Annotated in this window: 19 protein-coding genes; 9 read left to right on the top strand and 10 right to left on the bottom strand. The window is 54.5% G+C overall.

Annotation, left to right across the window (positions count from 1 at the left end; all coding sequences use genetic code 11):
* Positions 1 to 1,548, top strand: a complete 1,548-nt coding sequence (locus BRA49_RS08630) for a beta-ribofuranosylaminobenzene 5'-phosphate synthase (RefSeq protein WP_292385203.1) — start codon at positions 1 to 3, stop codon at positions 1,546 to 1,548.
* Positions 1,549 to 2,999: 1,451 nt separating this feature from the next.
* Here the strand turns inward: BRA49_RS08630 and BRA49_RS08635 are convergent.
* The 5 genes from BRA49_RS08635 to BRA49_RS08655 all read right to left on the bottom strand — a co-directional run bounded on the left by BRA49_RS08635 (position 3,000) and on the right by BRA49_RS08655 (position 7,626).
* On the bottom strand, positions 3,000 to 3,530 hold the full coding sequence (locus BRA49_RS08635) for a metal-dependent hydrolase (RefSeq protein WP_292385205.1): 531 nt from the start codon (positions 3,528 to 3,530) through the stop codon (positions 3,000 to 3,002).
* Between the two features lie 343 nt (positions 3,531 to 3,873).
* Entirely contained in the window at positions 3,874 to 4,998 is a 1,125-nt protein-coding gene (locus BRA49_RS08640) for a glycosyltransferase family 4 protein (RefSeq protein ID WP_292385206.1), read from the bottom strand.
* Between the two features lie 10 nt (positions 4,999 to 5,008).
* A complete protein-coding gene (locus BRA49_RS08645; protein WP_292385208.1) occupies positions 5,009 to 6,187 on the bottom strand; it encodes a glycosyltransferase family 4 protein in 1,179 nt (392 codons plus the stop codon).
* Between the two features lie 57 nt (positions 6,188 to 6,244).
* Positions 6,245 to 6,691, bottom strand: a complete 447-nt coding sequence (locus BRA49_RS08650; RefSeq protein WP_292385210.1) for a hypothetical protein — start codon at positions 6,689 to 6,691, stop codon at positions 6,245 to 6,247.
* Positions 6,688 to 7,626 carry a glycosyltransferase family 2 protein gene (locus BRA49_RS08655; RefSeq protein WP_292385211.1) on the bottom strand — a complete coding sequence of 313 codons (939 nt, stop codon included), beginning with the start codon at positions 7,624 to 7,626 and terminating at the stop codon, positions 6,688 to 6,690. Before BRA49_RS08655 ends, BRA49_RS08650 begins: the two co-directional genes overlap by 4 nt.
* A 1,097-nt stretch (positions 7,627 to 8,723) precedes the next feature.
* On the opposite strand from BRA49_RS08655, the gene BRA49_RS08660 reads away from it, so the two are divergent.
* The 8 genes from BRA49_RS08660 to BRA49_RS08695 all read left to right on the top strand — a co-directional run bounded on the left by BRA49_RS08660 (position 8,724) and on the right by BRA49_RS08695 (position 17,144).
* The gene (locus BRA49_RS08660) at positions 8,724 to 9,815 is read left to right on the top strand and encodes an ATP-grasp domain-containing protein (RefSeq protein ID WP_292385213.1); all 1,092 of its coding nucleotides are present in this window, start codon (positions 8,724 to 8,726) and stop codon (positions 9,813 to 9,815) included.
* 1 nt (position 9,816) lies between these two features.
* The gene (locus BRA49_RS08665) at positions 9,817 to 10,695 is read left to right on the top strand and encodes a polysaccharide deacetylase family protein (RefSeq protein WP_292385215.1); all 879 of its coding nucleotides are present in this window, start codon (positions 9,817 to 9,819) and stop codon (positions 10,693 to 10,695) included.
* A 322-nt stretch (positions 10,696 to 11,017) separates the two neighbouring features.
* A complete protein-coding gene (locus BRA49_RS08670; RefSeq protein ID WP_292385216.1) occupies positions 11,018 to 12,007 on the top strand; it encodes a GDP-mannose 4,6-dehydratase in 990 nt (329 codons plus the stop codon).
* Between the two features lies 1 nt (position 12,008).
* On the top strand, positions 12,009 to 12,725 hold the full coding sequence (locus BRA49_RS08675; protein WP_292385218.1) for a sugar phosphate nucleotidyltransferase: 717 nt from the start codon (positions 12,009 to 12,011) through the stop codon (positions 12,723 to 12,725).
* Positions 12,718 to 13,896 carry a DegT/DnrJ/EryC1/StrS family aminotransferase gene (locus BRA49_RS08680; RefSeq protein ID WP_292385220.1) on the top strand — a complete coding sequence of 393 codons (1,179 nt, stop codon included), beginning with the start codon at positions 12,718 to 12,720 and terminating at the stop codon, positions 13,894 to 13,896. The genes BRA49_RS08675 and BRA49_RS08680 overlap by 8 nt, the downstream gene beginning before the upstream one ends.
* Before the next feature lie 4 nt (positions 13,897 to 13,900).
* On the top strand, positions 13,901 to 14,560 hold the full coding sequence (locus BRA49_RS08685; protein WP_292385222.1) for a PHP-associated domain-containing protein: 660 nt from the start codon (positions 13,901 to 13,903) through the stop codon (positions 14,558 to 14,560).
* A 160-nt stretch (positions 14,561 to 14,720) separates the two neighbouring features.
* Positions 14,721 to 16,142 (top strand): aminotransferase class I/II-fold pyridoxal phosphate-dependent enzyme, encoded by a 1,422-nt coding sequence (locus BRA49_RS08690; protein WP_292385223.1) that lies wholly within the window; start codon positions 14,721 to 14,723, stop codon positions 16,140 to 16,142.
* A gap of 24 nt (positions 16,143 to 16,166) precedes the next feature.
* Complete coding sequence (locus BRA49_RS08695) at positions 16,167 to 17,144, top strand: GNAT family N-acetyltransferase (RefSeq protein WP_292385225.1); 978 nt, start codon at positions 16,167 to 16,169, stop codon at positions 17,142 to 17,144.
* Between the two features lie 357 nt (positions 17,145 to 17,501).
* On the opposite strand, the gene BRA49_RS08700 is transcribed toward BRA49_RS08695, so the two are convergent.
* From BRA49_RS08700 to BRA49_RS08720, 5 genes are all read right to left on the bottom strand, one after another.
* Positions 17,502 to 18,986 carry a flippase gene (locus BRA49_RS08700; RefSeq protein WP_292385227.1) on the bottom strand — a complete coding sequence of 495 codons (1,485 nt, stop codon included), beginning with the start codon at positions 18,984 to 18,986 and terminating at the stop codon, positions 17,502 to 17,504.
* Positions 18,987 to 19,276: 290 nt separating this feature from the next.
* Positions 19,277 to 21,142, bottom strand: coding sequence for a hypothetical protein (locus tag BRA49_RS08705; RefSeq protein ID WP_292385228.1), 1,866 nt, complete (start codon positions 21,140 to 21,142; stop codon positions 19,277 to 19,279).
* Between the two features lie 7 nt (positions 21,143 to 21,149).
* Positions 21,150 to 21,560 carry a glycosyltransferase gene (locus tag BRA49_RS08710; protein WP_292385230.1) on the bottom strand — a complete coding sequence of 137 codons (411 nt, stop codon included), beginning with the start codon at positions 21,558 to 21,560 and terminating at the stop codon, positions 21,150 to 21,152.
* A 138-nt stretch (positions 21,561 to 21,698) separates the two neighbouring features.
* Positions 21,699 to 22,892, bottom strand: a complete 1,194-nt coding sequence (locus tag BRA49_RS08715; RefSeq protein ID WP_292385231.1) for a glycosyltransferase family 4 protein — start codon at positions 22,890 to 22,892, stop codon at positions 21,699 to 21,701.
* An 826-nt stretch (positions 22,893 to 23,718) separates the two neighbouring features.
* Positions 23,719 to 24,342 (bottom strand): CARDB domain-containing protein (locus tag BRA49_RS08720; protein WP_292385233.1); only part of this gene is annotated, 624 nt, incomplete at its 5' end.

Consider the following 24,342-nt stretch of genomic DNA (forward strand, 5'->3'; position numbering starts at 1 on the left):
ATGAAACCCCTGACGGCAGACAGAATCGGCGAGAGGATACGGGAGATCGAACAACGTATAGGAAGGCTCTCCCCGATGCAGAAAGTCCTCATCGGGACGGACGGATCAGTGACAAACCTCCTCGAGATGGCGACCGGTCACTCCGTCACCATCACCACCCGTCTTCAGGAGGTCATCGGCGCCGACCCGAAGATCGCGGCGGCACTTAATATCGAGCCGGGCGACGAGGTCAACTACCGTGTCGTGGAGTTAAAGGACAGCGTTACGGGAGAGACCCTCATCTACGCGGTCTCCTGCACCCCGCTCCGGCGGCTTGCCCCGGAGTTCAGGCAGGACCTCATGCGGGCGGATATCCCCATCGGCAGGATCCTCTCCCGCCACCGGATAGAGTCGCGCCGGGAGATCACGGACGCCCGCGTCGTCCCGGCCGGTACGGACCTGGCGCGGACGTTCAATGTCCATCGGTGCGAATCGATGCTCTCCAGGAAATACCGGATCATCCACCGCGAAGAACCGCTGATAGCGATTGAGGAGATCTTCCCCTGCACGGCGTTTGCGGACGAGATCCGGGTGCTGGTCGATGCCCCATCCCGGATCCACATCACCCTGCTCGATATGAACGGTGCCTCGGGGAGGGTGGATGGCGGGGTCGGGGTCACCCTCGACGAGCCAGGGTGCGTGCTCGATGCACGGAAGAGCACGGATATCGACGTGCGCGGCGGCGATGAGACGGCCCGCCACAGGGTTGCCGGGGCCGCCCGGGCGGTGAGGGAAGGACTCGCGCTCCCGGGCGGCGCGGAGTTCACGCTGCACGCCTCCGCCAGGCAGCACGCCGGGCTCGGGAGCGGGACACAGGTTGCGCTTGCCGCGGCCGCCGCCCTCTGCCGGCTCTACGACCGGAACGTCCCGGCATTCGACCTTGCGCGGATCGTCGGGCGCGGCGGGACCTCCGGGATCGGCACGGCGGCGTTCGAGCAGGGCGGGTTCATCCTGGACGGCGGGCACCGGTTCGGCTCTATTGGGGGCAAGCAGGAGTTCCGTCCCTCGGCGGCATCACGGGGTATCGCACCGCCGCCGGTCCTCGCCCGGCACCGGTTCCCGGAAGACTGGCGCATCCTGCTGGTGACGCCGGAGGTCGGTGCGGGGGCGCACGGGGGAAGGGAGGTCGATATCTTCCGCACGCACTGCCCGGTGCCGCTCGAGGAGGTGCGGGAACTCTGCCACGAGGTGCTCATGCGGATGATCCCGGGGCTTGTCGAGCACGATCTCGACCTCTTTGGCTCGGCGGTCAATAGGACACAGGCCCTGGGATTCAAGAAAGTCGAGGTAGCCATGCAGCACCCGGTCGTCTCCTCGCTCCTCGAGGCGATGGTGCAGGCCGGCGCTGCCGGGGCGGGCCTGAGTTCGTTCGGACCGACGGTCTACGCCGTAGGGGATACGGACATGCAGGATGCGGCAGGGGCGGCGACGGAGGTGCTCGGGGATGGCGGGGGGTCGGTGATACTTACGAAGGCGAGAAACTGCGGGGCGAATGTGCGGGCCGGGTGAGAACCCATAGTGAATGTAGCGGTGATTCTGTCCCTCGTCAGGTAATTGATAGCATCTGCGCCAACCCTCATGCGCGTATCAAATTACAACCATTTAATCATCAACTCCCGGCTGCAATTCAGGAGAGTTGACGAGAGGCTGCGTTCGCATGGAATGGCTCCAAATTGTTGTGTCCAGTGAGCTGCCACGCCACAGTGCTGGGCGTACCTCTTTGTTAATGGATTCTGCGACCTGCAAACAGAGAACCGTCGATGGTTGCACGCTCTCGATCCAGAGAGCATGCACACCTCCCGGAGGCCACAGCACCCGAAATTGAATAGCACACCTGCACCTCACGAGGACACCACACTCTTTTTGCGGTAACGTGGCTGGGAACGTGCAGGAAGTTGTCGTCTTTATCTTTCAGGATCATGGGCCGAGGAGCCCCCCGACTTGAGTCGGGGGAGGAATCGGCCCCCCGCATATCCCGATACACTTTCACCCCGCAGGGACGCCCATTATGTCGGATGAGCACGAAGAGAGATCTGGTTGCGCCGCAGAAGGCACGAAGCAGGAACCCTCTCCTGTGGATTACCGTTCCATGCGATTGGCGCAAACGACACCACAGTGCAGCGATCTTGCTGCCAGGGCCGCCGTCAACCGGCCTATTGCGGTCCGCTCCCCCGACGCCGGGGGAGAGGTGGAATCGCAAGCCTACAAAGAGCATGATGCCACCCACGGCAGCATGCCCCCGACTTCAGTCGGGGGTAGTTGACTGAGATGACCGAGGGGAGAAGGGAGGATGCAAGCAACAAAGACCATTCAACGGACGACCGAGTCGAAACGGACTCCGGAAGTGAGACGGCATTAATTCTTTTCTGATTATACCCCCTCTCATCAGGATAGAGCAATTTAACCAGAAGGTGCATGGCATATTATCGAATAATCAGACTGCATATTATCGAACAATCAGACTGAGTTGTCCACTTTGCTGCCCGCAGCTACAGATACCATATCTTTGTGAGGGGTTCCCCCAAGTGCGGAGATTCGGCAGTGTAGTAATTTAATGTGGCAGTGGTCATATTGGCGATGCAGAGCATCCGGTACCCGAGGAACGGGTGGATAGCACCATCCAAACACTTGCATCAGGAGATTGTATCCGATCAGGTCGTTGTGGTTGTGAGGATGTATGAGACCTGCGCTCTGGATGATACTCGGGCTGCTGGGTCCATAAGAAGGGGACCAACGTATACCCATCCACGACGTCGGGCCCCTCTGACCTGACGAACTCCCGGAGCATCACTTCTCAAGCAGGACTGATGTGGGTACTGTGAGATCATGAACCAATAGGGCAGTTGGTCACCTCAAAGTCGTCAATGCAACTGGTTTTCACGGCGTTGCCCTCCTGGTATCAGTTGGAGCGTACGATGCTCAGGCCATGTCCAAAAACCCGTAGCAAAGAATTCTGTCCGTCAGGCGCGTGACAGCCCTTCTCGATGAACTCGAGTGAGAAGCACCGCTACAAGTAGGCAGACCGCGACGATGAGCACATTCGAATTCGCAACGCCGAACCAGTCCCAGTCTCCTGAAAATATAGGAAGCATGAGTTTCTCGCTTGAAAATGGCCAGAGATATGGATAACCCGGCGGGGAGTATACCAATACATCTTCAAGCAGATGGGACCCAAACCCAATTCCTGCAAAAGAGACTGCAAGGATAAATTTAACTCCTGTTCGTGATAGGATAAGCCCTGTTCCCACGGCAAAGAGAACGAGGCATCCAATTGTATGAAACGAGCCGTGGAATGGAAGAGGCAACACCAGAAGACCGGAAGCGAAGAGCTCAGGCACTACCCGATGCAGGAAATCGACCGTTATATCGATATCAGGCGCCATCGCGCCAACTACGATAATCCAGGAACGATCTCTTTCCTTTGTTTCTCGCGTTATCATGCCGGCCAGGACCGCGATACCTATTCCAAAAATAATGTGCTCAATGAACATTCGCCCCTCCGGAAGCCTAACCGACTTCCCAAGTGTATTTCCCAAGTTTAAAACATACCCCTCGCCCGGCACCACAAGTGGCAGAGGACATCTCAAAATCTCTCTGCCGGGAGGGGAGGGTCACCCCTCCCGATTCCCCAAGGCGCGATATCCTTGAGGGAAGCCGTATCTACGAATCTGATAGCCGGGTATGGCTTAACTCTCCGCAAACGTTCGTAAAGATACCCCGAACCATGTGGACTTTCAGTTGCTGAATACTTTTGAGATGACATCATAACCAAGAGGATTACTCCCTCAACGGCAAGCACGTTAGCGGGGTTTTACGAAAATTTTTCAACCCAATTTACATCACTCTCAGCACTTCTTCCCAACGGGCAACTGTTGATTCAAAAGAGAAATTCTCCTCAACAAACTGCTTTCCGCTCTTTGCGATCAGGTCCAGGTCCGGGGAATCCAGCGCCCGAATAACATTCTCTGCGATACACTCCGGGGAGTTGTTCTCCATGATAAATCCGGTTATCCCATCCACAATAACGTCTGGTACCGCCCCAACCGCCGTCGCAAGCACCGGAGTTCCGCAGGCCATAGCCTCAAGCATGATGTTCGGGAGCCCTTCGGTGTAGGAGGGGAGGACGAGGAGGCGGAGCTGGTTCAGGTACCTGGGGAGATCGTCGCGGGAGACCCAGCCAGGGAGGTCGACGCGGGCGGCGACCCCCCCTTCCCGCAGGGAGGCCGAAATCGCCTCCCGCAACTCCCCGTCCCCGCCGATAAGCACGCGAAGATCCTCCCGGTTGCCAAGGAGGAGGAGGAGGGCCAGGGCGAAGTTCCGGGCGCCTTTCTCCTCAGTCAGCCGGCCGATATAACCGAGGAGGGGAGGGCGGTCAGGCAAGGGCGTGGTGATGGTGAAGGTCGTGAAATCCAGGAAATGTTCATGGGCAATGAGGATTTTGTGGCGGTATTTCTCGAGGTTCCACTCGGAAATTAGCAGTGAACTATAGACAATAAGTTTATCGGCTAGGATGCGGTTAATCTCTGAAAATAGGCGGAATATCGCTATTATACCGCCATTTCCAGATTCCAACGATTTTAAGTCGGAACCTGCAAACAACAATATGGCCGGTTTTTGTGTGATTTTTGCAGATATTATTGGCAATACTAACGATTCTCCACCTATAAAGAACAACCAACTGTCGACATTTTTTGCCATTAGATACACGGACATAGAAATTCTTATTTGCGTAATGGCATATGATATGGCCCTACCGAATAGGCTTTGTTTCAATTGATGATATATATTTACTGACTGAATTCTGGTGTCTATGTTGGCAATTTTTGATCCGTCGTTTCCGGTTATAACATATAGCAGATTATCTGACTGTTTTAGTAGTATATTTATGAGATTCGACAATGGTTCGACTCCAGCTCGGGCTATTGGAAATGTTATTACTCCAATTCTTCTCTGTGTCACAATAATCACGTCAGATGAGATCTAAATAAACGCTCTCTGTTTTATCTGAGACTGTCTCCCAAGAATACTCTTTCGAGAGTATTTCTCCAGTCTTGCCAAGTCTGTCACGAAGCGATTCTGAGTCGCACAGACACGAAATTTTCTCAGCGAGGTCATCAGGATCTCTGGGGATTGTCAACAGGCCATTTATACCATCTTTAACAACATCGGGAACTCCTCCCACACTCGAAGCTACCACAGGTAAACCGCTAGCCATAGCCTCTAGATTTACAATCCCAAAACTTTCTGTTAACGATGGCAGAACAAACAGATCTGAAGCCTTATAGTAAAGAGCCTTGGATTTGCTGGTAACGAATCCCAGGAATTTTACATTGTTCTGCAGGTTTAACTCTTCCGTCAACCGTTTCAAATCTTCTTCGATGATACCTTTTCCTCCGATGAGCAACAATGTGTTCGGATGCTGTTTCACAACGTGAGCCATCGCCGTTATTAATACGTTAGGCCCCTTGTGCGGGTGTAGCGACCCCATATAAAGCAATATCTTCTTTTCCATGGGTAAATTCAAGATGTCCCTACATTCACCTTTAGATTGAGGAATCTGAAATTCCTGTAGATTTAAGCCATTGGGTATGATTACTATTTTATCTCGATACTTTTTCAAATTCTCCGATACATCTACAAATGATTTTGAAGGTGCGATATTTATGTCGCTCTTGGAGAGAAGCCAATCACAGATTAGATTGTTGTATAAGAACACCCCTGCTCTACGACGAAATGTACCAAAGCCTCCAATCCACTCTGCGTGATGCGTAATTACAAACGGGATGTTCTTCCTTTTGGCGTATATGGCACCTCCTAGCGGGGCGGGGAGGCCACCAGCGTGCGAATGTACAATATCGAGATCGACGCTTGAGAAAAACGGTCTAATTAAATGCTTTAAAGCAATGGAGCCCTGGCCAACCGTAAAATTGGACTTGTACCGTATTACCGATATATTACCATATCTAGATAGGGAGCCATCCTCATTTTGTGCCGTAGTAAACACATAGACTTCATGGCCCCGTTTCGCCATTTGAACTGCAAGGTTATATGCGACTATTCCAGCCCCTCCTGGAGAGGACTGCTTAAGAATCTTCCCTGTAATTGGGTTTTGATATGGAAACATGTCTATGAAATATCCAATCCTCATAGTCCGCTCACCGGGTAGATCCACACATTCGCACTCTGATTTCCTCCCATGAAAATATCAGACATTTAACGCAAACATAAACAATAACCGAACTTGATTCATTGGTCTAAAACTTTCCACTGGTTCGCATGAACCAGTACCGCGCAGGATTTTAAGAGTGATCTCTGGTGCACATCTCTCGCCAATGACCGCAGGGTCATGGAGTTTAATAACCATAGGTTCGCACAAATCCTCAGCAACCCGTTTATTTAGCGAAATCAGAATACATTTCTTAGTTCTATTTATGATTCTTTTGGGCAGAGATCTTGATACCGACTTTTTTAAGACGTATTTCCCGGTCATATCATTGGTTTTGAAAGGATCCTCATGCGTCCATCCTGCTCCCTGCTTTGTCACCGACAGTTCCAAGACATGTCCCATCGGGCAACTGGCGGAATAGCCGGGAACTTGCAGACCATATCCCGTGGTAAGTCCCGACCTGATCTCAGGCACAGCCGCAATCATGGTGAACCCCTCCCGGCTGCCGCAGAACTCTTCGTAATCATCACCAACGAGTTCAAAATCAACCCCGACGTCACGAGCAGCAGCCCGAGGATCAGCGCCGCAAACCCCCCGGTGAAGACGATATAGTGGAACTGCCCGATCCGGTAGTACTCCGAGAAGGTGTAGAACTCCGCCCCGATCCCGAACAGCGTGACGAAGAGCCCCGAGATCCCGAAGGAGAGGAGGGGCCGCTTGTACCCGATCAGCCCCACGATCCGGGCGAGCACCCCAAAGCCGTGGGAGACCGGGTTCTTCTTGTGTTTGTGGGGGACGTCGTAGGTGACCGAGATCGGGACCTCGGTCATCTTCAGGCCGAGAGGGGCGAAGTGGGCGATCATGTCTGACTCGATGTTGTAGCCCTCCGACACGAAGGTCAGGTTCTCAAGGGCCCTCCGGGAGAGAGCCCGGAAGCCCGACTGGGAGTCGGTGGTCGCGAAGGTCCCGCCGTCCACCGAGAGGTTCGTGAACCCGTTGAGAACCTTCTGCCCGGCGATGCGGTACTTCGGGATCTCGGCCTGGATCTCAAGGAACCGGGAACCAATGACCAGGTCGGCCTCGCCCGCGAGGACCGGGGCCGCCACCGCCGGGATCTGGGCAGGGTTGTGCTGGCCATCACCGTCGAGCATCACGACAGCCTCGTAGCTGAGGGCCCGGGCCCAGGCGAACCCGGCCATCATCGCCTTCGCCTTCCCCCCGTTCTCCGGCATCTCGATGACGTCGGCACCGGCGAGCCGGGCGATATCAGCGGTCCGGTCAGCCGAGCCGTCGTCGACGACGATGACGTGGTCGGCGTGCTGCCGTGCCTGGAGGACGACCGATCCGATCACCAGGCCCTCGTTGTAGGCCGGGATGACCGCGGCGATGTGATCCCCATGGTAGCGGGATTTCGCTGCCACATGACTGGCTGCCTGAACTCGATCTTCAGCCAGTTGCGACAGGGCCACACTCTCCGCGCTGGATAACTGCCACTCAAACTGCAGAAAAAACTCCTCCACACGCTGCTCTTCCTCTGGTCTGTCACTGCCCAATGGATTGAAGAAAGTGACGGCCCCATTTCTTGATAGAAACGAGCGAAGAGGGATGGAAATCTCCTGGCAGTTGACCAGCGACTACACTATTGTTCAGTATATAAATAACTTTCTGTCAATCAGATCAAGAGACTACTGAGACAATCAACGAGGGAAAACATGGGTTTTCACCCGGAAGTTATTCAATCCAGAGTATCGAAAGCACTTTCGGCCTCGGATCCCGGGCAGATTTTAGGTGACCGGCAGATCCCTGCACTATACAACACCTTCGTTCCACGGAGCAACCATTTAGAAGATATTTGACAGTGTGCCCTTGTCTCAGTGGGATTGCATCAACCCCCGGCAGGCAGGATAACCGGGAAAATAAAGGCTTGTGCAACCGGCTTGGAGATTTCCGTTAATAATCGAGCGATTTTCCATGTTGGGCCAGAGTCTACTGGTTCCTAGAAGGTGGTGTATGCCAGTCGTAACGGTATCTGCCCTGCTCCAAGGGGGCAGTCGGAGTAGTTGCAGGAATGCTAGCTGCTACCAGTCAACTACCCACCCCTAAAGGGGTGGGCTTCCTGCCTGTTTGGTCGTGAAACATCGACAACCGTCGTCGCCGGGGTGACACTCGTGCTGGCACACCGCAACCGGATAACCACAAGGCGCGAGAAGACTTTGGGGCAGTCGGCCCGGGTGTGGATCGTTTCTTCAAGACAGACAGGACATGTCTGACGATCACAATCCGTCTCAGATTTCCGGTCATAAAGACAGGGAAACTCAGGATCCAAAAGGGTGTCGCCATACACTATCAGTTGGGGATATACTTCAGGGGCGCAGGTATTAATAGTCAAACGGTATCTACCACACTCCAAAGCGTGTAGGGAGTTGGAGGGGGAGGATTGAGTCGGGGAACCGTCTTTGTAACCGACGCACAGATGCGGAGTTCTCTTGCGGTAATTAGGTCGCTTGGGAAACAGGGATTGGATGTAACTGCAGGCGAGGAGACGAGATATGCAACAGGTGCTTTTTCGCGATACTGTAACCGGAGGCTGGTATATCCCTCACCGAAGAGAAAGGAGGAGCAATTCATAGAGTATCTCCTTGAAACCCTGAGATCAACGGAGACCGATGCGATATTTCCGGTTGCCGACGCCTGTTTAAAACCCATTATCGATCACGAAGAGGAGATCTCCCGGTACACCCAGATCGCCCTGCCACCCCGTGACATCTTCATGAAGGGCTACGATAAAGGAGTGACCCTCCGTATCGCCCTCGACAACGGCATTCCATGTCCGCGAACATTCTTCCCGGAGAATCCGGACGACGCAGCCAGGATCGCCGGGGAGATCGACTACCCGGTCGTCGTAAAACCCCGGGTGAGTTCAGGTAGACGGGGAGTAAGGGTCTGCAGAGATCCGGAAACTCTAATCCAAGCGTATGCGGCCTCAGCATCAGAGTTTGGCCCGGTGGTAATCCAGGAATTCATACCCTATGGTGGGGAGCTTGGGGTCTACACCCTCCTCAATGAGAGATCTGAACTACGTGCAGTGACCGTCCAGAGACGGATCCGTTCCTACCCGATCTCCGGTGGGGCAAGCACCCTCCGGGAGACCATTAAGGACGAACGCTCCCAGGCAGCTACGGAGATCGCCCTCCATCTCCTGAAGGCAATGCGATGGTCCGGGGTTGCAATGGTGGAGTTCCGGATCGATGCCCGCGACGGAAGCCTCAAACTCATGGAGGTGAACCCCCGCTTCTGGGGCTCGCTGCACCTCTCGATCCTGAGTGGTGTGGACTTCCCCTACCTCCTCTACCAGATGCTCAGGGATGGAGATGTCGAACCGGTTCCAGATTATCAGGAGGGAGTGGAGTGTCGCTGGCTCCTTCCTGGGGATATTCTCTGGTACCTTAGCGCCCCAAAGACTTGGCAGAACCTCAAAGAATTTCTCAGGTTTAACACGCCGGATGATATTCTTTCGCTTCACGATCCTGGGCCTACACTGGGTTTCGTACTTGCCACAGCACGCTACGCACTTGACTCTGAGATGTGGAGATTTGTCCTGAGACGATAACATGTGGATCAACGCACTCAGTATCGACCTTGAGTTCTGGTGGTGCAACGAGTTCCTGACAGAGTATCTGCCCTCGGATCGAGAGGATATGTTCAAGGAATCGTTGCGACCGATCTTTGCACTACTCGGCGCATTCAACGTTAAGGCGACGTTCTTTGTCCTTGGCGCCGTCGCAGAGAAATATCCTGAGGTCGTCCACGAGGTCTACCAGAGCGGTCACGAAATTGCGTGTCACGCCTACTCCCATAAACCGCTCTACTCGATGGACCAGAGGGAATTTGAGGGAGAACTCAAAAAATCCCTTGAACTGCTCGCCGACTACAACCCAATCGGATTCCGGGCGCCATCGTTCTCCCTGAACAACAGGACAAAGTGGGCGCTCGAGACGCTAGAGAAGTACGACTTCCAGTATGACTCGAGCATCTTCCCGGTGAGGACGCAACTCTACGGTGTGCCAGACGCACCTATTGGTATTTACCGGCCTTCCAGGGATGATATCACCGTCCACGATCCTGAAGGCTCGATCATCGAGTTTCCTCTCTCCATAGTCAAACTCGGCATAAACATCCCGATATCCGGGGGATTTTATCTCCGTGCCCTTCCAAAAGAGTTCCTCTCCTGGGGTGTCAGCAGGGTAGCCTCGAAGAGACCGGCAAACATCTATTTTCATCCCCATGACCTCTATCCGGGCCCTCCTCCGCTTGAAGTGCCATTTGTATCCCGTTTCATTACCTACCACGGTGTCCATACAGCACTTGGTAAACTCATCGTGCTCATGATGAAGTTCACATTCATGCCTATAGGAACGCTTCTCGATGAACTCTCACTGCTGTCCCAGGATGCACGAGTCCCGGCGCCGCCTGCCATCGCCCGTAGGTAATATGGACAAGGATGAACTGACTTTCTCGCTGCTCCCCAAATCCCCGATACGGATTCAGCTCCCCGATGACACCAGTCATCGGCATCTGACTCGCTTAAGAGAGCAAATCCACGAAACTGGTAGTCACGGTGAGGTACTGCAACATCCGATTCAGGTTATTCTGCAATCGCAGTCCTGGAACCAGGGTGGTTGCGACACCAGCCGCAACCGGGGATACCCCCCGATGAGATCCTGGATACATGGATACGCATATATACCACGCTGCGCATCCAGGGTTTGCTTACTGCTTTACGCGCATCAAGAGGGAAAGGAGTCATTTGTGATGGATTGGGCTGAAAAAAGAGTATTGGTGACCGGGGCCGGGGGTTTCATCGGTAGCCACCTGACAGAACATCTGGCCGACCGTGGAGCAGATGTGCGGGCGTTTGTCCGCTACAACTCAAGGAACGACCTGGGCCTCCTGCGGCTGCTCCCTGAAGAGAGGCTAGACCAGGTACGTATCCTCATGGGCGACCTGCGGGATGCAGACGCCCTTCGCACCGCTGTCCATGACGTTGATATCGTCTTTCATCTGGGGTCGCTCATCGCCATTCCCTACTCCTACATCCACCCGCGGGAGACGGTGGAGACGAACCTGCTCGGCGCACTCAACGTCTTTGAGGCAGCCCGGGATTCTGGTGTCGAGAAGATTGTCCACACCTCGACGAGTGAGGTCTATGGGACTGCACGCTATGTTCCGATCGACGAGGACCACCCGCTCCAGGGACAGTCCCCCTACTCTGCAAGTAAGATCGGGGCCGACAAGGTGGCCGAGAGTTTCTACCGGGCCTTCGACGTCCCCATCGCCACGATACGACCATTTAACACTTACGGCCCGCGGCAGTCTGCACGGGCTGTGATTCCGACCATTATCGCACAAGCACTGGTGCAGGAGGAGGTAGCACTTGGTGCAACGTATCCGACGCGGGATTATACCTACGTCGACGATCTGGTGCGTGCGTTTGTTCTCATCGCCGAATCTCCAAGAACGGTAGGGGAGGTAATAAATATCGGATCAAACTATGAGGTCTCGATCGGGGCCATTGCTGAGAAGGTTGCATCGCTTATAGGAAAAGAGATCGAGATCGTCGTCGAGAGTGCTCGCCTGCGACCGAAGAAGAGTGAGGTAGAGCGGTTGTGGTGCGACAACACCAGGGCACGGAGCCTCGTGGGTTGGTCTCCTTCTGTGCCCCTGGAGGAAGGACTTGTGCGAACAATTGCGTGGTTTCGGGAACATCTGGACCTTTATCGGTCCAATCACTACGTGACCTGATATGAGAGCAGTTATTCTCGCCGGCGGCAAGGGGCGGAGACTCGAACCCTACACGACCATCATCCCCAAACCACTTATGCCCATTGGGGATAAGCCGACCCTTGAGATCATCCTCCGCCAACTTCAGGGACATGGCGTCAGGGATGTGACGATAGCGGTGGGGCACCTCGCCGAACTTATCATGGCATTCTTCGGTGACGGGAGCAGGTTCGGGCTCTCGATTACCTACTCGTGGGAGGAGAGGCCGCTTGGGACCGCAGGATGCCTTGGGCTCATAAAGAACGACCTTGCTGAACCGTTTCTGATGATGAACGGTGACGTCCTAACGACCCTGCCGTTCTCCAAGTTTATGGACTTTCACCAGAGGAGCGGGGCCGTTGCGACGGTGGCTCTCAACAAGAGGAATTACTTCGTTGATTTTGGGATCGTGGATACCGACGGGGACGAGAACATCGTTGGGTATACCGAAAAGCCAGGGTTTGAGCATTTTGTGAGCATGGGCATCTACGCATTTGACCCGAAAGTCCTCGAGTATATTCCGTCACACGAATACATCGATTTCCCGGACCTGATCAAGGTTCTGCTGGCAGCAGGTGAGACCATCAAAGCATACAAATACGACGGCTACTGGCTGGACATCGGAAGGTTCGACGACTACAAGAAGGCGAATAACGAGATCGCTGCACTCCACGGGACACTGGGTGTTGGGGATGAGTGAGACGGCATGGAAGATCCCTCTCTCCGATATCGTGATGGACGATGATGAGATCGATGCAGTCAGGGATGTTCTGGTGTCAAAGTGGCTCTCCATGGGGCCGGTGACCGAGGAGTTCGAAGCAGCATTTGCCCGTTACCTCGGCGTAAAGCATGCGTTTGCGGTATCGAGCGGGACGGCGGCACTGCACATCGCACACGCGGTGCTCGGCATCGGGAGCGGTGATGAGGTCATAACGCCATCGCTCACGTTTGTTGCAACAGCGAACTCGGTCCTCTACTGTGGAGCGAAACCAGTCTTTGCCGATATTGTCGGAACAGATAATTTGAACATCTCATGGGAAGAGATCGGGGCGAGGGTCTCGCCCCGGACACGGGCGATCACCGTCGTCCATTACGGGGGGTATCCCTGTGACATGCAGCCGATCCTGGAGGTCGCTCGCGATCATGATCTCCGGGTCATCGAGGATACGGCGCATGCAGTCGGTGCGACCTATAAGGGGCGGAAGTGCGGGACAATAGGGGACATTGGGTGTTTCAGCTTCTTTGCGAACAAGAACCTTTCTACCGGCGAAGGGGGCATGGTCGTGACCGACGACGACAAACTTGCCGAGAAGATCAAGGTCCTGCGCTCGCACGGCATGACCACGATGACCTGGGACAGGCATCGGGGGCACGGGTATAGTTACGATGTCACCGATCTTGGGTATAATTACCGCATCAGTGAGGTCGCCTCCGCGCTCGGCATCGTCCAGCTCCGGCGCCTGAAGCAGAACAACGCGCGACGGAAGCGTATCGCTGACCGGTATCGAAAGGCGCTTGAGGGGACCGAAGGTATAGGGTGCCCGTTCGGCGGGAGAATCGATGGTGAATCCTCGCACCATATCTTCCCGGTAGTTCTCTCCAGGGACCTCCCAAGAGCCGAGCTTCAGGCGGAGATGAAGAAGCGGGGGATCCAGACGAGCATCCACTATCCTCCGATCCATCTCTTCACTTACTACCGGAGGCTTTTCGGGGATACGCGGGGGTCGCTCCTGAAGACAGAGTTTATCGGGGAACATGAAATGACGTTGCCGCTCTACCCAGGCATGACCGAGGAGGGGGTGGACTGCATCTGCACCGCTATCGACGAGGTTACCCCGGCCATCCTGGCAGAAAAAAAGGTTTCCAGATGATGAGATGATCGCCGATCTGCACATTCACTCCCGCTGTTCCCGGGATTCTCTTATGGACCCCGCCAAAATTGTAAGTATTGCCAGGAAGCGGGGCCTCGCCGGCATAGCAGTAACGGACCACAACACCATTCGCGGAGGCATCCTTGCCCATGAGGCAAATCGGGACAAAGATTTCCTGGTTGTCATCGGTGCAGAGATAAAAACAGAGTACGGCGACATTCTGGGCCTGTTTCTCGATGCGGAGATCGTAGCACGGAAGTTTGACGATGTAGTCAAGGAGATCCGGGCCCAGGGCGGCCTTGCTGTCCTTGCCCATCCCTACCGGCAATATCCTTCACCCAGATCCCTGATGGAGCAGGTGGATCTCATTGAAGTATTTAATAGCAGGTCACGGCGTCGCATCAACGCGATCGCTGCGACGCTTGGGCAGCCCTCCGGAAAACCGGTGACCGGTGGGAGCGATGCACATGTTTACACTGAGATCGGGAGGGGTGTTACAATCTGCGCAGGCACAGACCTCGAGAAGGCGCTCCGGGTTGGAGAGACTACAGTGAGGGGGCAGGAGTCAAACTACTACATCGTGCACGGGTTGAGTTACACCATCGAGAAACTCAAAGGCCTGACCAGGGCCGGGAAAGGTGGCAACAGCGGGTTTATCTGCTAGTGCGAGATGGCGCCTCCGGGCAATCTGGAGGATGATGCTCCACTCCTCCCTCGACCAACACCAGCAGGGGGATGGCCCGGCCGGGGCTCTTCACCCGGGGGAGAAGATTATATACGTGCTGCGATCACTGCACCCTGTCCATTGTCTTGGGGGAGAAATAATGTTAGCGCGGTCTCGAGCATACCTGAACGTCGAGCGGATCGTCGATACACTGTCTGGAGAAGACTTGGAGGATGAGAACCACATCCTCGACTTCGAGAACCGTTTTCGCGATTACATCGGGGCAGAACGGTGCTATGCGACAAACCAGGCCCGTGCAGCCCTGCTAATAGCGTTACGGGCTTTGAACATCTCTCCGGGCGACGAGGTGCTTGTTCCTGACTTCACCTACGAGGGGGTCGTCGACGTCATCCTGGAGTCCGGGGCGACCCCGGTTTTCGTCGAACCGGCACTTGACGACTTCAACGTCCCGTCAGGGCATTTTGAAGAGAAGATAACAAACCGGACAAAAGCGATAATTGCAACGCACCTCTTTGGAATCCCATGCGATATCGCGGACTTACCGGCCATTGCCAAGGATAACGGCTGCTCTGTCATAGAGGACTGTGCCCAGTGCCTCGGTGCGGAGTTTGAGGGGAAGAACACCGGGATATTAGGAGATTTTGCTATTTTTAGTTTTAACTACGAAAAACACCTCACGACTGGCGAAGGGGGGATGCTGGCCGTCAACAATCCGGCCTTTTTCGAAGATGTGGAGCGGGTCATAAAATCCTGCATGCGTATGCCGCTCTACAATGAGAAATGCTACGTCTACGGCATGCTCATCCAACATATGGCCACAGAGCGGGCAGTCTACAAAACAGACCTTCTCGCATACTTTGGTCAGAACTGCTGCCGGGCCGATCAAGAGATCTTCGGTCTTATAGATAACCTGGTACAGAGGTGCGCAGCATGGGAAGACATTCAGGATGCTCTTCTCCCATACATCGAACGGGAGATCGATAAGACCGGTTATGTACCGCCCCATATGAGGAACGTGGTTGTGAAGAAAGCGCTCTTGCGCGCAGGAGAGGTCAAGTCAAGAGTCTTCCGCCCGCCCATCAAGAGAATAGGGTCAGGTAACTTGCTGATGGGCGTTCCAAGGGCTCTCGCGGGGTTTTGGGGATTAAAAGACCTTCAGGCGGTAAACGCGATCCGGAACAGGAATGCCCACCTCATTTACGACGCCATGCAGGATAACCCGTCCTTCTTACTCCCGAAGGTCTCCCCAGGTAAGGTTCCCGCATTCCTGAAATGCAACATGATAAACCAGACCAACCACCCGCTCTCCGCAATCATCAGGAACGCAAGAATCCGGGGATACGAGATGGGGAACATCCAGTGGCCAAGGCCGGTACACCTGCTTCCCCGGTTCCGGCACGTCGCGTCACGACTGAGAGATGCGTTTCCCGTAACCAGTTACCTGACCGGGCGAATCATCAATATCCCAGTCCACTGCGGCGTGACCCCGGATGATATCGAGGGTATGACTGCCTGCCTTGCGGGGTTTAGCGACAACACCAGGCCAGGTAGGGAGATATAGCAGGTTGTGTGGTGGCAGTGACTTATGCAGTTTGAGTACACTGATTCAGTCTCTCCCGGCACCTGGAGATCGTTTCTTGATGGCAGAGAGAACGTCTATTTCTTCCATACCCCCGAGTGGGCGAAGATCATGAAAGAGGCGTTCAACTATCGAGTTGCGACAAGGCTATACCATACCCCCGAGGGCGACATACTCATCCCGATGATGGAGTCGCGACGGTTCGGGTTTTCCTTCTACCAGGCCGTCCCCCACGGATACGGCGGTATTTTCTCATCTTCGGACGCCTCCGACAGACTCCTGCTGAGTGTAATCGCCAGCATGGCCGGAGGGAGGCATCTTTCCCTTGATATCGCGCTGCCGCCAGGCGCCACGTTGCAGGCTGACGGCCTCCCCCGTATCCGGAAGACCCTATCCCAATGGAATTATACACACATCGTGCGCCTGCGGGGGCCTGGAGGTGCGGTGGAGGAGAAATATAACAGGCATGTGCGGCGGGATATCAGGGTTGCCGAGCGGAACCATGTCGAGACCGTCCAGAAAGATAGTCTCATGCAGTTTCGACAGTATTACGCCCTCTACGAGAGGAGAGCAAGAGAGTGGGGACATCGAATACCACCCTATTCCCTAGATTTCTATGATCTCCTGCACCGCTACGGCCGCCCGTATGTCCAGGTGCGCCTGGCAGAGATGCACGGTGCAGTTATCGGAGGTCTCGTGACGTTCGAGTACATGGATACCATGTTCACATGGAGCAACGCAGCCCCGGAAGCGTCCCGTTCTTTCCGCCCAATTCATCTGCTCCTTCACGATGCCCTACAGTCTGCTCAAGAGAAGGGATACTCACTTGTAAACCTCGGGGGAAGCGGGAATCTGCAGGGAGTTCAAAAATTTAAAGAAAGCTTCGGCGCCACACGGGTCGACCTTGAAACTTACCGTATCGAGTCCCGGCTGGCCCTGCTTGCTCAGATAGGTCGGAAGCCGCTGACCTCTACAAAGCAGTGAGATCCGTGGTTTTGCGTCAAGAGGATCGCGCCAGATTCCCAGGAGCCAGCACTGTTGCTCTTAAGTAGTACGATCTGTAATTGTTTCTGGACCTCATCTCTCTGATTCGAGTGGAGATCATACCTTTGGGGAGACCGACGAGGAGAGACCTGATCACAATGTGGATCTCTCTCAATTCACCGTTCCATCTGCCGCACTCACCTCCTCTGCGTACTCATGCACACGGTAACTATCGAGTCGCCACCAGGGGGTGGATCTCCGTTTGCCTATATCGAGCAGGTGGCCAGTGCGTCCATCATCACCGCTTTGGGCTACTCCCATATTCATTTCGGTTCCTATGGCGGAGCGATCCTCTGATCAGCGTCTATTGAGACGACCTGCGGCGATGCGCACGAATATCGGGGAGACCATACTGAAGAACTCTCTTTTATCGTCAGGTGTCAGTAAAATCCGGTAAATATAGACACCATACAGACCAGTGAAGAGAACTGCAAGTACATATGGGTGAATCATGTCCCGCAACAGGAAAAAAGCAATTATAAGTACTGTGATGACCCCAAACGTTGTTATGATAGTCGCGGACTCGATCCGTATATCAAAGACATGATGAAGTACCCAGAGTATCAGCACTGCGAGTATCGTGTACGATCCGACCGTGCCGATAGCCGCACCGGTTATACCCAACAGGGGAATGAGCGTCACGTCGAAACAGACGTTGGCTCCCGCCATCACGAGGGTCGCCTTTGAAGAGAGCCCGGGCCTGTTCATGGCGCTGATGGCCGGTCCAATGGATGATACCGCTCCGAATACAATCATCCCATACACGAGGATAATGATGACTGGCACGGCCGGCAAGTAAGCAGGGCCGAAAACGAACGTGATAATTGCCTCGGAGAGACAGATGAGGACAAGGCCCACCGTCGAAAGAAGGATCAGGCAGTACCTAATTGACCTAGTTATCACGGCCTCAACTGCATCTCGAAGACCTTTGCTGTAATACTCTGATATCGCGGGGTAACTGACCGTGGAGATCGAACCGGGGAGCGAGAGAAAGGCCACCCGGGCTATTGCGAACGCAACCGCATACCAGCCGACATCAGCATCCGTCAGCATATACCCAATGAGGAGAGTGTCGGTATAGGTGTTGATTAGGAAGATCGCACCTGCGATGAAAACCTGACTCCCAAATGTCAGTATCTTCTTTGTTGTCGCCCAGTGGTCGACAACCTGGAGGCTGAAGTGCCGGCGGGCGACCGAGATGACAAACGCAAACGTCCCGATCTCGGTCAACAACAGTGCCAACACTGCTCCGGCCGCACCAAAGCCCGAAAGTATGAATAGCGTCGCCAGCACTATCAGAAGGAACGAGCGGAGTATGAATCGGAACGAGTAGGATCTCATCTCCCGCAGCCCGTTCAGGAGGCTGAGGAGCGTAGTGTTGACGACAGAGAGCGATATAGCAGGCGCAATAATCCGGATAAGGCCAGCCAAATCCGGCATCCCAAAGATCTCTGCAATTTCTCCTGAGAAGAGGAAGAAGACAAGACTGGCTACGGTACCGAGCAGGATTGAATTGATAACTCCTGTGGTGACGATGGTGTTCAGCCGCTCCTGATCGTCCTTGTAGTCAGCCACGTACTTTACGATCGTCTCCGGGATGCCGATGCCCGCGACCAGCGTAGATACGGTGAATAGAGTCAGCGTAAGGGTGTATAGCCCGAAGTCCGCTGGACCAAGCCACCGGCTCAGTATGATGTTTAAGAGAAAACCAGAGCCGAGAGCGACGATCTGACTGACAAACACCCAGCTGATATCGAATGCAAACTTGGAAGAACCCTTCATATGCTACCTGATCCGACCCATGGTGACATCTAATACATCGCTGGCATTTATACCAGAGTTCTGTTCAAGACTGCGGGAGCAAGAGATAGCTGTAATCCAGTATAAAAGATAGGATCTGAAGGGTGCCTGACCAATCTTCTGTTTAGATACGCTGCGATACCCCTAGCATCCAGACGACTACAGGCACAACCTCCGATCGTCCGACCCGCATAGTTTTCCTCACCACTGGCAGCACCCTCAGCATGCTTCATGATTACATGGCTACAAATATCCACATCGGTTCACCAAGTTTACGAGTTATTGAGCACAAACAGGCTGGCTGAACCTGATTCATACACCCTGTCATACTCTTCCCTATCGAGTGTTCTCTCCGGGTCATGCGTTAACCGAAACATCCCATCGTAACAGATAATAGTATGATCCCTGATATAGTCCCGTACCAGAACTGTGCTTATTCCATGCGAACGATAGGCCCCCTCGATGAGCATCTCGTCGATAGGTATGATGAAATCTGGATCTGAGGCGACGTAATTCACAACCCGAGCATACCTGTCCGCCCCGACCGGGCCAGCCCGTATGCTATCCACCGTGTCAAATGCCCGCAACTCCGACTTCGTGAATCCGGTTCTTACGGCACTGTTCGGTGAGAGAAACGGATTGTCGTTGTTTGCTGCCGGGCTTGCGATCATGGCAAAGACAAAGAGGCTGATGCATGCAGCAAACAGGAGCGTAACCGTTCTTTTGCGGGACCGCCCTATAACCAGTAGTAGCGATGCCGTGAGCGGGACAGAGAGGAATATCTGGGCGAAGTACCACCACCTGTGCTCGATGAACGAGAGCCCCGTCACGAGCGGAAAGAAACCGAGGGCAAGAATGGTGATCCCCACCACCCCTAGGGCAAAACCATTCCTCTCCCTTCGTGCCACCAGGTAAAAGATGCCGACGAGACTCAGAGCGAAGAAGAGGAACATGCCAGTGTTGTTAAAGATCTGTTCTAGAACCGGCACAAACTCGTGATAAATGTCGATAACTCTTGGATTCTGGACGAAGTAGTCTTGGGAAAAACCCTGCCGGATCAAGTCCAAGAGAACTGCAAAATGCCCTGAGACAAAGTACCACCACCCAAGCATGGTAGCCAGAAATAGTGAGGCCAGAGCCAATGTAACAGGATACGCTTCCGTGCTGCCGTCTCTCCTGATGTGGTCGTAGAATCTACATGCACCCCACGTCAAATAGAGCACCAACGCCATGCATGCTGCTGTGATGGTGTGTGTCAGGATGATGGCAAAAAGGAGGATGAGCGCAAGGTTTCTAGCCCAAATTGGGCTGGTAGATTTTAGTTTGAATAGAAGATAGATGACAAGGGCCATAAATACCGCGGCGAAGGCATTAGGGATCGACACGACACCCATGCTGATCTGCTGGTTTGCGGTGATCAGCATGAGCCCGCCCAGCAGCCCGATCCGCTCATCATTGAAGAGGGCCGTTCCAAGGGAGTAGATGACCAGCGGGAAGATTACAAGCTGCGCCAGGCTCACTGAAAACATCGTCGCGAGCCTATAGTCCAATCCAGCCAGGAGCGAGGTTCCGGCAATCTCCAGGTGGAAGAGCGGTATGTAGGTGTACATGTAGCCTTGGGGAATAGTATGGAGATCCAGCATCTGTAATACAAACATCTTGTGCGCCCAGGGGTCAGATTGCATCATACCCGGGATGATCAGGATCTGCGACCACACCACCGATATTCCAAGGAGAATTACCTGCAACAGAATCTCGGACGCCTTTCTCCGACATGGAAGGAGAGTTTCGACAGCGATGACACCAGCCATGAGCGAAGTCAGGATGAAGTAACCAGGCGGCCGCTCATACTGAGAGGCGCGGAGGTAGAGCACGGCGATGCTCAACACATAAAGGGCTAGGAAGAGAATGAACAGCACGGCGGAGAGCCGATCCTTACCGGGACTCACTCCGGCGAGCTGCGGTCCCGGAAACGCCGATTGTGCATTCTCCCTGATAGCAAGCCAGAGCAGGCAAGAGAGGAGGACAAGGACACCGGCAAGCATGTATACCAGGCGTCCAGTAGTGAGCGCGAGGTAGATGACAAGGATAACCGAGGCGACGATGCCGAGGTAGGCGAGGGCCTTATCTAGATGCACGCGGCGATCAACTCCCGAGCCCGTCGATGATGGCAGTGGATTGCGCCACCACCCGTTCGGAGGTGATCTCCGGTTCCACGCACTCCCTAGCGACCCTAGAAACCGGTACCGGGTTCCAGCGCCCGAGGACATCTAGGATAGAGATTACGATGTCTTCCAGGGTGTTTGATGCTAAGGTAAAATCAGTTTCACCATCCCTAATGAAGTCGGGCACAGTACCCACGAGTGCGGCGAGTGCGGGCGTGCTGCAGACCACAGCCTCGATACTGAGGCTCGGAAGCCCGACTGTATAGGAAGGGGGCACAAGCAGCCTGATGCTGTTGGGATCAGGGGAGAAGTCCTCGTGTCGGTTCCACCCCGCGATCATCACCTGCCCAACAATGCTATTCTCGAACACCCGCCCGACGTTCCCCACCACTAGCGGGGTTCGTTCATCCGTAAGACTTGACAGAATCCCAACGGGGTTGGCGGTGGGGCGCAGATCCGATCGCTCGATCGGAGAGGTAAGCGGTCCAACAGCAATCTCTCCCGTGATAGTCCCTGCGTACAGTTCAGATCACCTCTCCCGATAAGCGCCGATAGGCGCTGTAGTCCGTCCACCGTACTCCCCAACTACATCCTTATAGATCCCAACATAGCGCTCGGCAACCCTCGACCAGTCGTAATCATCAACCCTGGCCGCTGCCGCCCGACCAATTCTCTCGCATGCAGCATCGTCTCCCAAGAGCAAGAGTATCCTCTCACCGAGCCCAGCCGCGTCTTCAGAACGGAATATGATCCCAGTCACCCCGTCCTCAACGATACCGGGGTGGGACATATCTGACGCGATTACGGGTTTGCCGAACGCTGCGGCCTCAAAAAGGGGAGAGGGCTGACAGTCCCATCGGGACGGGACGACCACTATCTTGCACTGCCGGTAGCAGCAGTATTTCTCCTCGTCCGGCACGAAACCGAGAAAGGTGACGTTCCTCTCAAGCCCCAGGTCCCGGGCAAGTCTCCGGAGTTCGGGTTCCTGGGGCCCTTTTCCCCCGATACAGACCCTGAGGTCTGGGAATGCCTCCACTACGCCCGGCAAAGCCCTCAACAGAACATCCGCACCCTTCAGCCGGATGAGCGTGTTGATAAAGACGATATCTGGTCCTTCCCCCGGCAGGAGAGAGAGAAGTGGCGACCGGAGCCGTTCGAGGTCAAGCCCAGCGGCAACGACGTGGACTCGACCGTTTTCCGGCGTGCGGAGAAGTTCACTGACTGATGAGGCATCTACAACAATTTCGGGGGCACGTGAGAGTACCCACCGTTCGTTCAGGATGAAGAAGGTGTGGAAGATGTATGAGAGAGCCCGATCTAGCGGGCGCATATCCTCACGGTAGTATGCAATCTCTCTCTCCAAGACGCCAAACGCTGTCACGAGGGTGGGGTAGTCGCTCCGCAGGAGCATGCATGCTGTGGAATAGGGATACTGGGTAGAGAGCACATGGACAATATCAGGCCCGATGGAGCTGACTGTCTTTGCCATCCTGTAGAGCACTAGAGGATGGAAATACGGGAAGGAGAGCAGATCGCCCTTACGGAGAATGTGATAGGTAAGCCCGTCTTCCTGCCGTGTAGCGTTTACGCTACCCATAGTGATGAGATGCAGATCGATATCATCATGCCCGGCAAGGCGTGATATCAGTTCTGATGTGTAGATGTTTGAACCTTTATACGATTCCATCTCTCTGGCATATTGGCAGAGAAGGGCCACTTTCATGGACATCTCCCTTCAGGTTATGGTACGCCGTCCGAGTAAGGTCGTTAACTACTCAATCATACGGTGCAAGAACGTAGTTATCATCATTGCATATATAGTTTCACGTATAAATCGGCAGGCTGAATGAAAGAGCGCACGTCCCGGATCGCTGTCCAGGATACCCGGAAAGCGGGAATGAGATCATGCAGGATCAACTGGCAATCCAAGCAACATCGACGTTATTGGTCCATTTATGAGAGAGACTAACCTTGATGTTGTACTCACCGAACACCAAGATCTGACCCTCTAACAGGTCGTAGATCTGCATTCCGTAGTCGCCAGTAGATTACAGTTTACAACCTCGCAGCCATGGAGGAGGCCCAATCCCTCGATCGCGAAGAGATCGGTTTGAGTGTGATTGAACCAGTGTTCCCTGTGGACCATCCTTATCGATGACGGTAGCAAGGAGACACTTCCTGAGAATATCCAATCCACAGGCTTTCGCTCATATGTCCTCACGCTAAGGTTTGGACGGAACGGACTGCCATTGAAGATCAATTTCGCATCAGTTTACTTCAACACAAGTATGGCCCCAAATGACAAATATGTCAATTTGAAGAATAGATTTAGCCCTAAAACGCCCCAACCCCTATTAGATCACACCATAGACCCGAGCTACGACGAGGAAAGTATTTTCAACAATTCAGTTTCTGATCTGCGCAGCCTCATAAGCGTTTGGGATATGCTCCACCAGTAACGTTCACGAGAGCGGCAGAGAAATTTCCGGCTAGCAACCGGGCAAAATAAAGCAGGAGAGAGGGAGATATCTCCGCTCCCGGTACAGGCGTTAGAGCGAGGAAGTCCTGCCGAAGAAGAAGTCAGCGAGCAGGGCAACGTCGTTCCAGTCCACAGTGCCGTTTCCGTCAAGGTCGGCAGCCGTGTTGGGGGTGGTCTTCCCCTGCGCCATCTCGGCAGCGACCGTCACGTCGGCCCAGTCAACACTGCCATCTCCGTTGAGGTCTCCCCTGACGGGAGCCGGGGTGGCGCCGACGACGATCTCCTTGCTCATAACGTTGTTGGTCTCATCAGCCTCGGCAATCCGATCGATATCATCCACCCAGGCTTGGACGGTGTGCGTCCCGGAAGTTGCCTCCCAGATGGCAGAACCACTCGGACCGCCGTTCGCGGTCACGGTCACCCATTCACCAGGTGGGATCGCAGAGGTGTGGCTATCCGACCAGACAGTAAGACTGTCGTCCACGAGGAAAGCAACACCGGTGATGACTCCCGCAGGCGCGGGGGCAGTCCCCTGATTCTTGAGGGTGGCCGAGAACGTCACCGCACTCCCGGTTGCCGGACTTGCCGGGTTCCAGGAGATGTCAGTCACCACGAGGTCCGGCTTCCCGGAGGGAGCCGGGGTGGCGCCGACGACGATCTCCTTGCTCATGACGTTGTTGGTCTCATCAGCCTC

This window comes from Methanoculleus sp. UBA430 (assembly GCF_002506585.1).
In the GTDB taxonomy this organism is placed as follows: Archaea; Halobacteriota; Methanomicrobia; order Methanomicrobiales; family Methanoculleaceae; genus Methanoculleus.

Coding starts and splice junctions, on each gene's coding strand:
- BRA49_RS08650 (WP_292385210.1), bottom strand. CDS start 6,691: ATGATTGCGGCTGTGCCTGAGATCAGGTCGGGACTTACCACGGGATAT.
- BRA49_RS08715 (WP_292385231.1), bottom strand. CDS start 22,892: ATGAAAGTGGCCCTTCTCTGCCAATATGCCAGAGAGATGGAATCGTAT.
- BRA49_RS08680 (WP_292385220.1), top strand. CDS start 12,718: ATGAGTGAGACGGCATGGAAGATCCCTCTCTCCGATATCGTGATGGAC.
- BRA49_RS08690 (WP_292385223.1), top strand. CDS start 14,721: ATGTTAGCGCGGTCTCGAGCATACCTGAACGTCGAGCGGATCGTCGAT.
- BRA49_RS08665 (WP_292385215.1), top strand. CDS start 9,817: ATGTGGATCAACGCACTCAGTATCGACCTTGAGTTCTGGTGGTGCAAC.
- BRA49_RS08630 (WP_292385203.1), top strand. CDS start 1: ATGAAACCCCTGACGGCAGACAGAATCGGCGAGAGGATACGGGAGATC.
- BRA49_RS08695 (WP_292385225.1), top strand. CDS start 16,167: ATGCAGTTTGAGTACACTGATTCAGTCTCTCCCGGCACCTGGAGATCG.
- BRA49_RS08670 (WP_292385216.1), top strand. CDS start 11,018: ATGGATTGGGCTGAAAAAAGAGTATTGGTGACCGGGGCCGGGGGTTTC.
- BRA49_RS08685 (WP_292385222.1), top strand. CDS start 13,901: ATGATCGCCGATCTGCACATTCACTCCCGCTGTTCCCGGGATTCTCTT.
- BRA49_RS08635 (WP_292385205.1), bottom strand. CDS start 3,530: ATGTTCATTGAGCACATTATTTTTGGAATAGGTATCGCGGTCCTGGCC.
- BRA49_RS08645 (WP_292385208.1), bottom strand. CDS start 6,187: ATGAGGATTGGATATTTCATAGACATGTTTCCATATCAAAACCCAATT.
- BRA49_RS08675 (WP_292385218.1), top strand. CDS start 12,009: ATGAGAGCAGTTATTCTCGCCGGCGGCAAGGGGCGGAGACTCGAACCC.
- BRA49_RS08700 (WP_292385227.1), bottom strand. CDS start 18,986: ATGAAGGGTTCTTCCAAGTTTGCATTCGATATCAGCTGGGTGTTTGTC.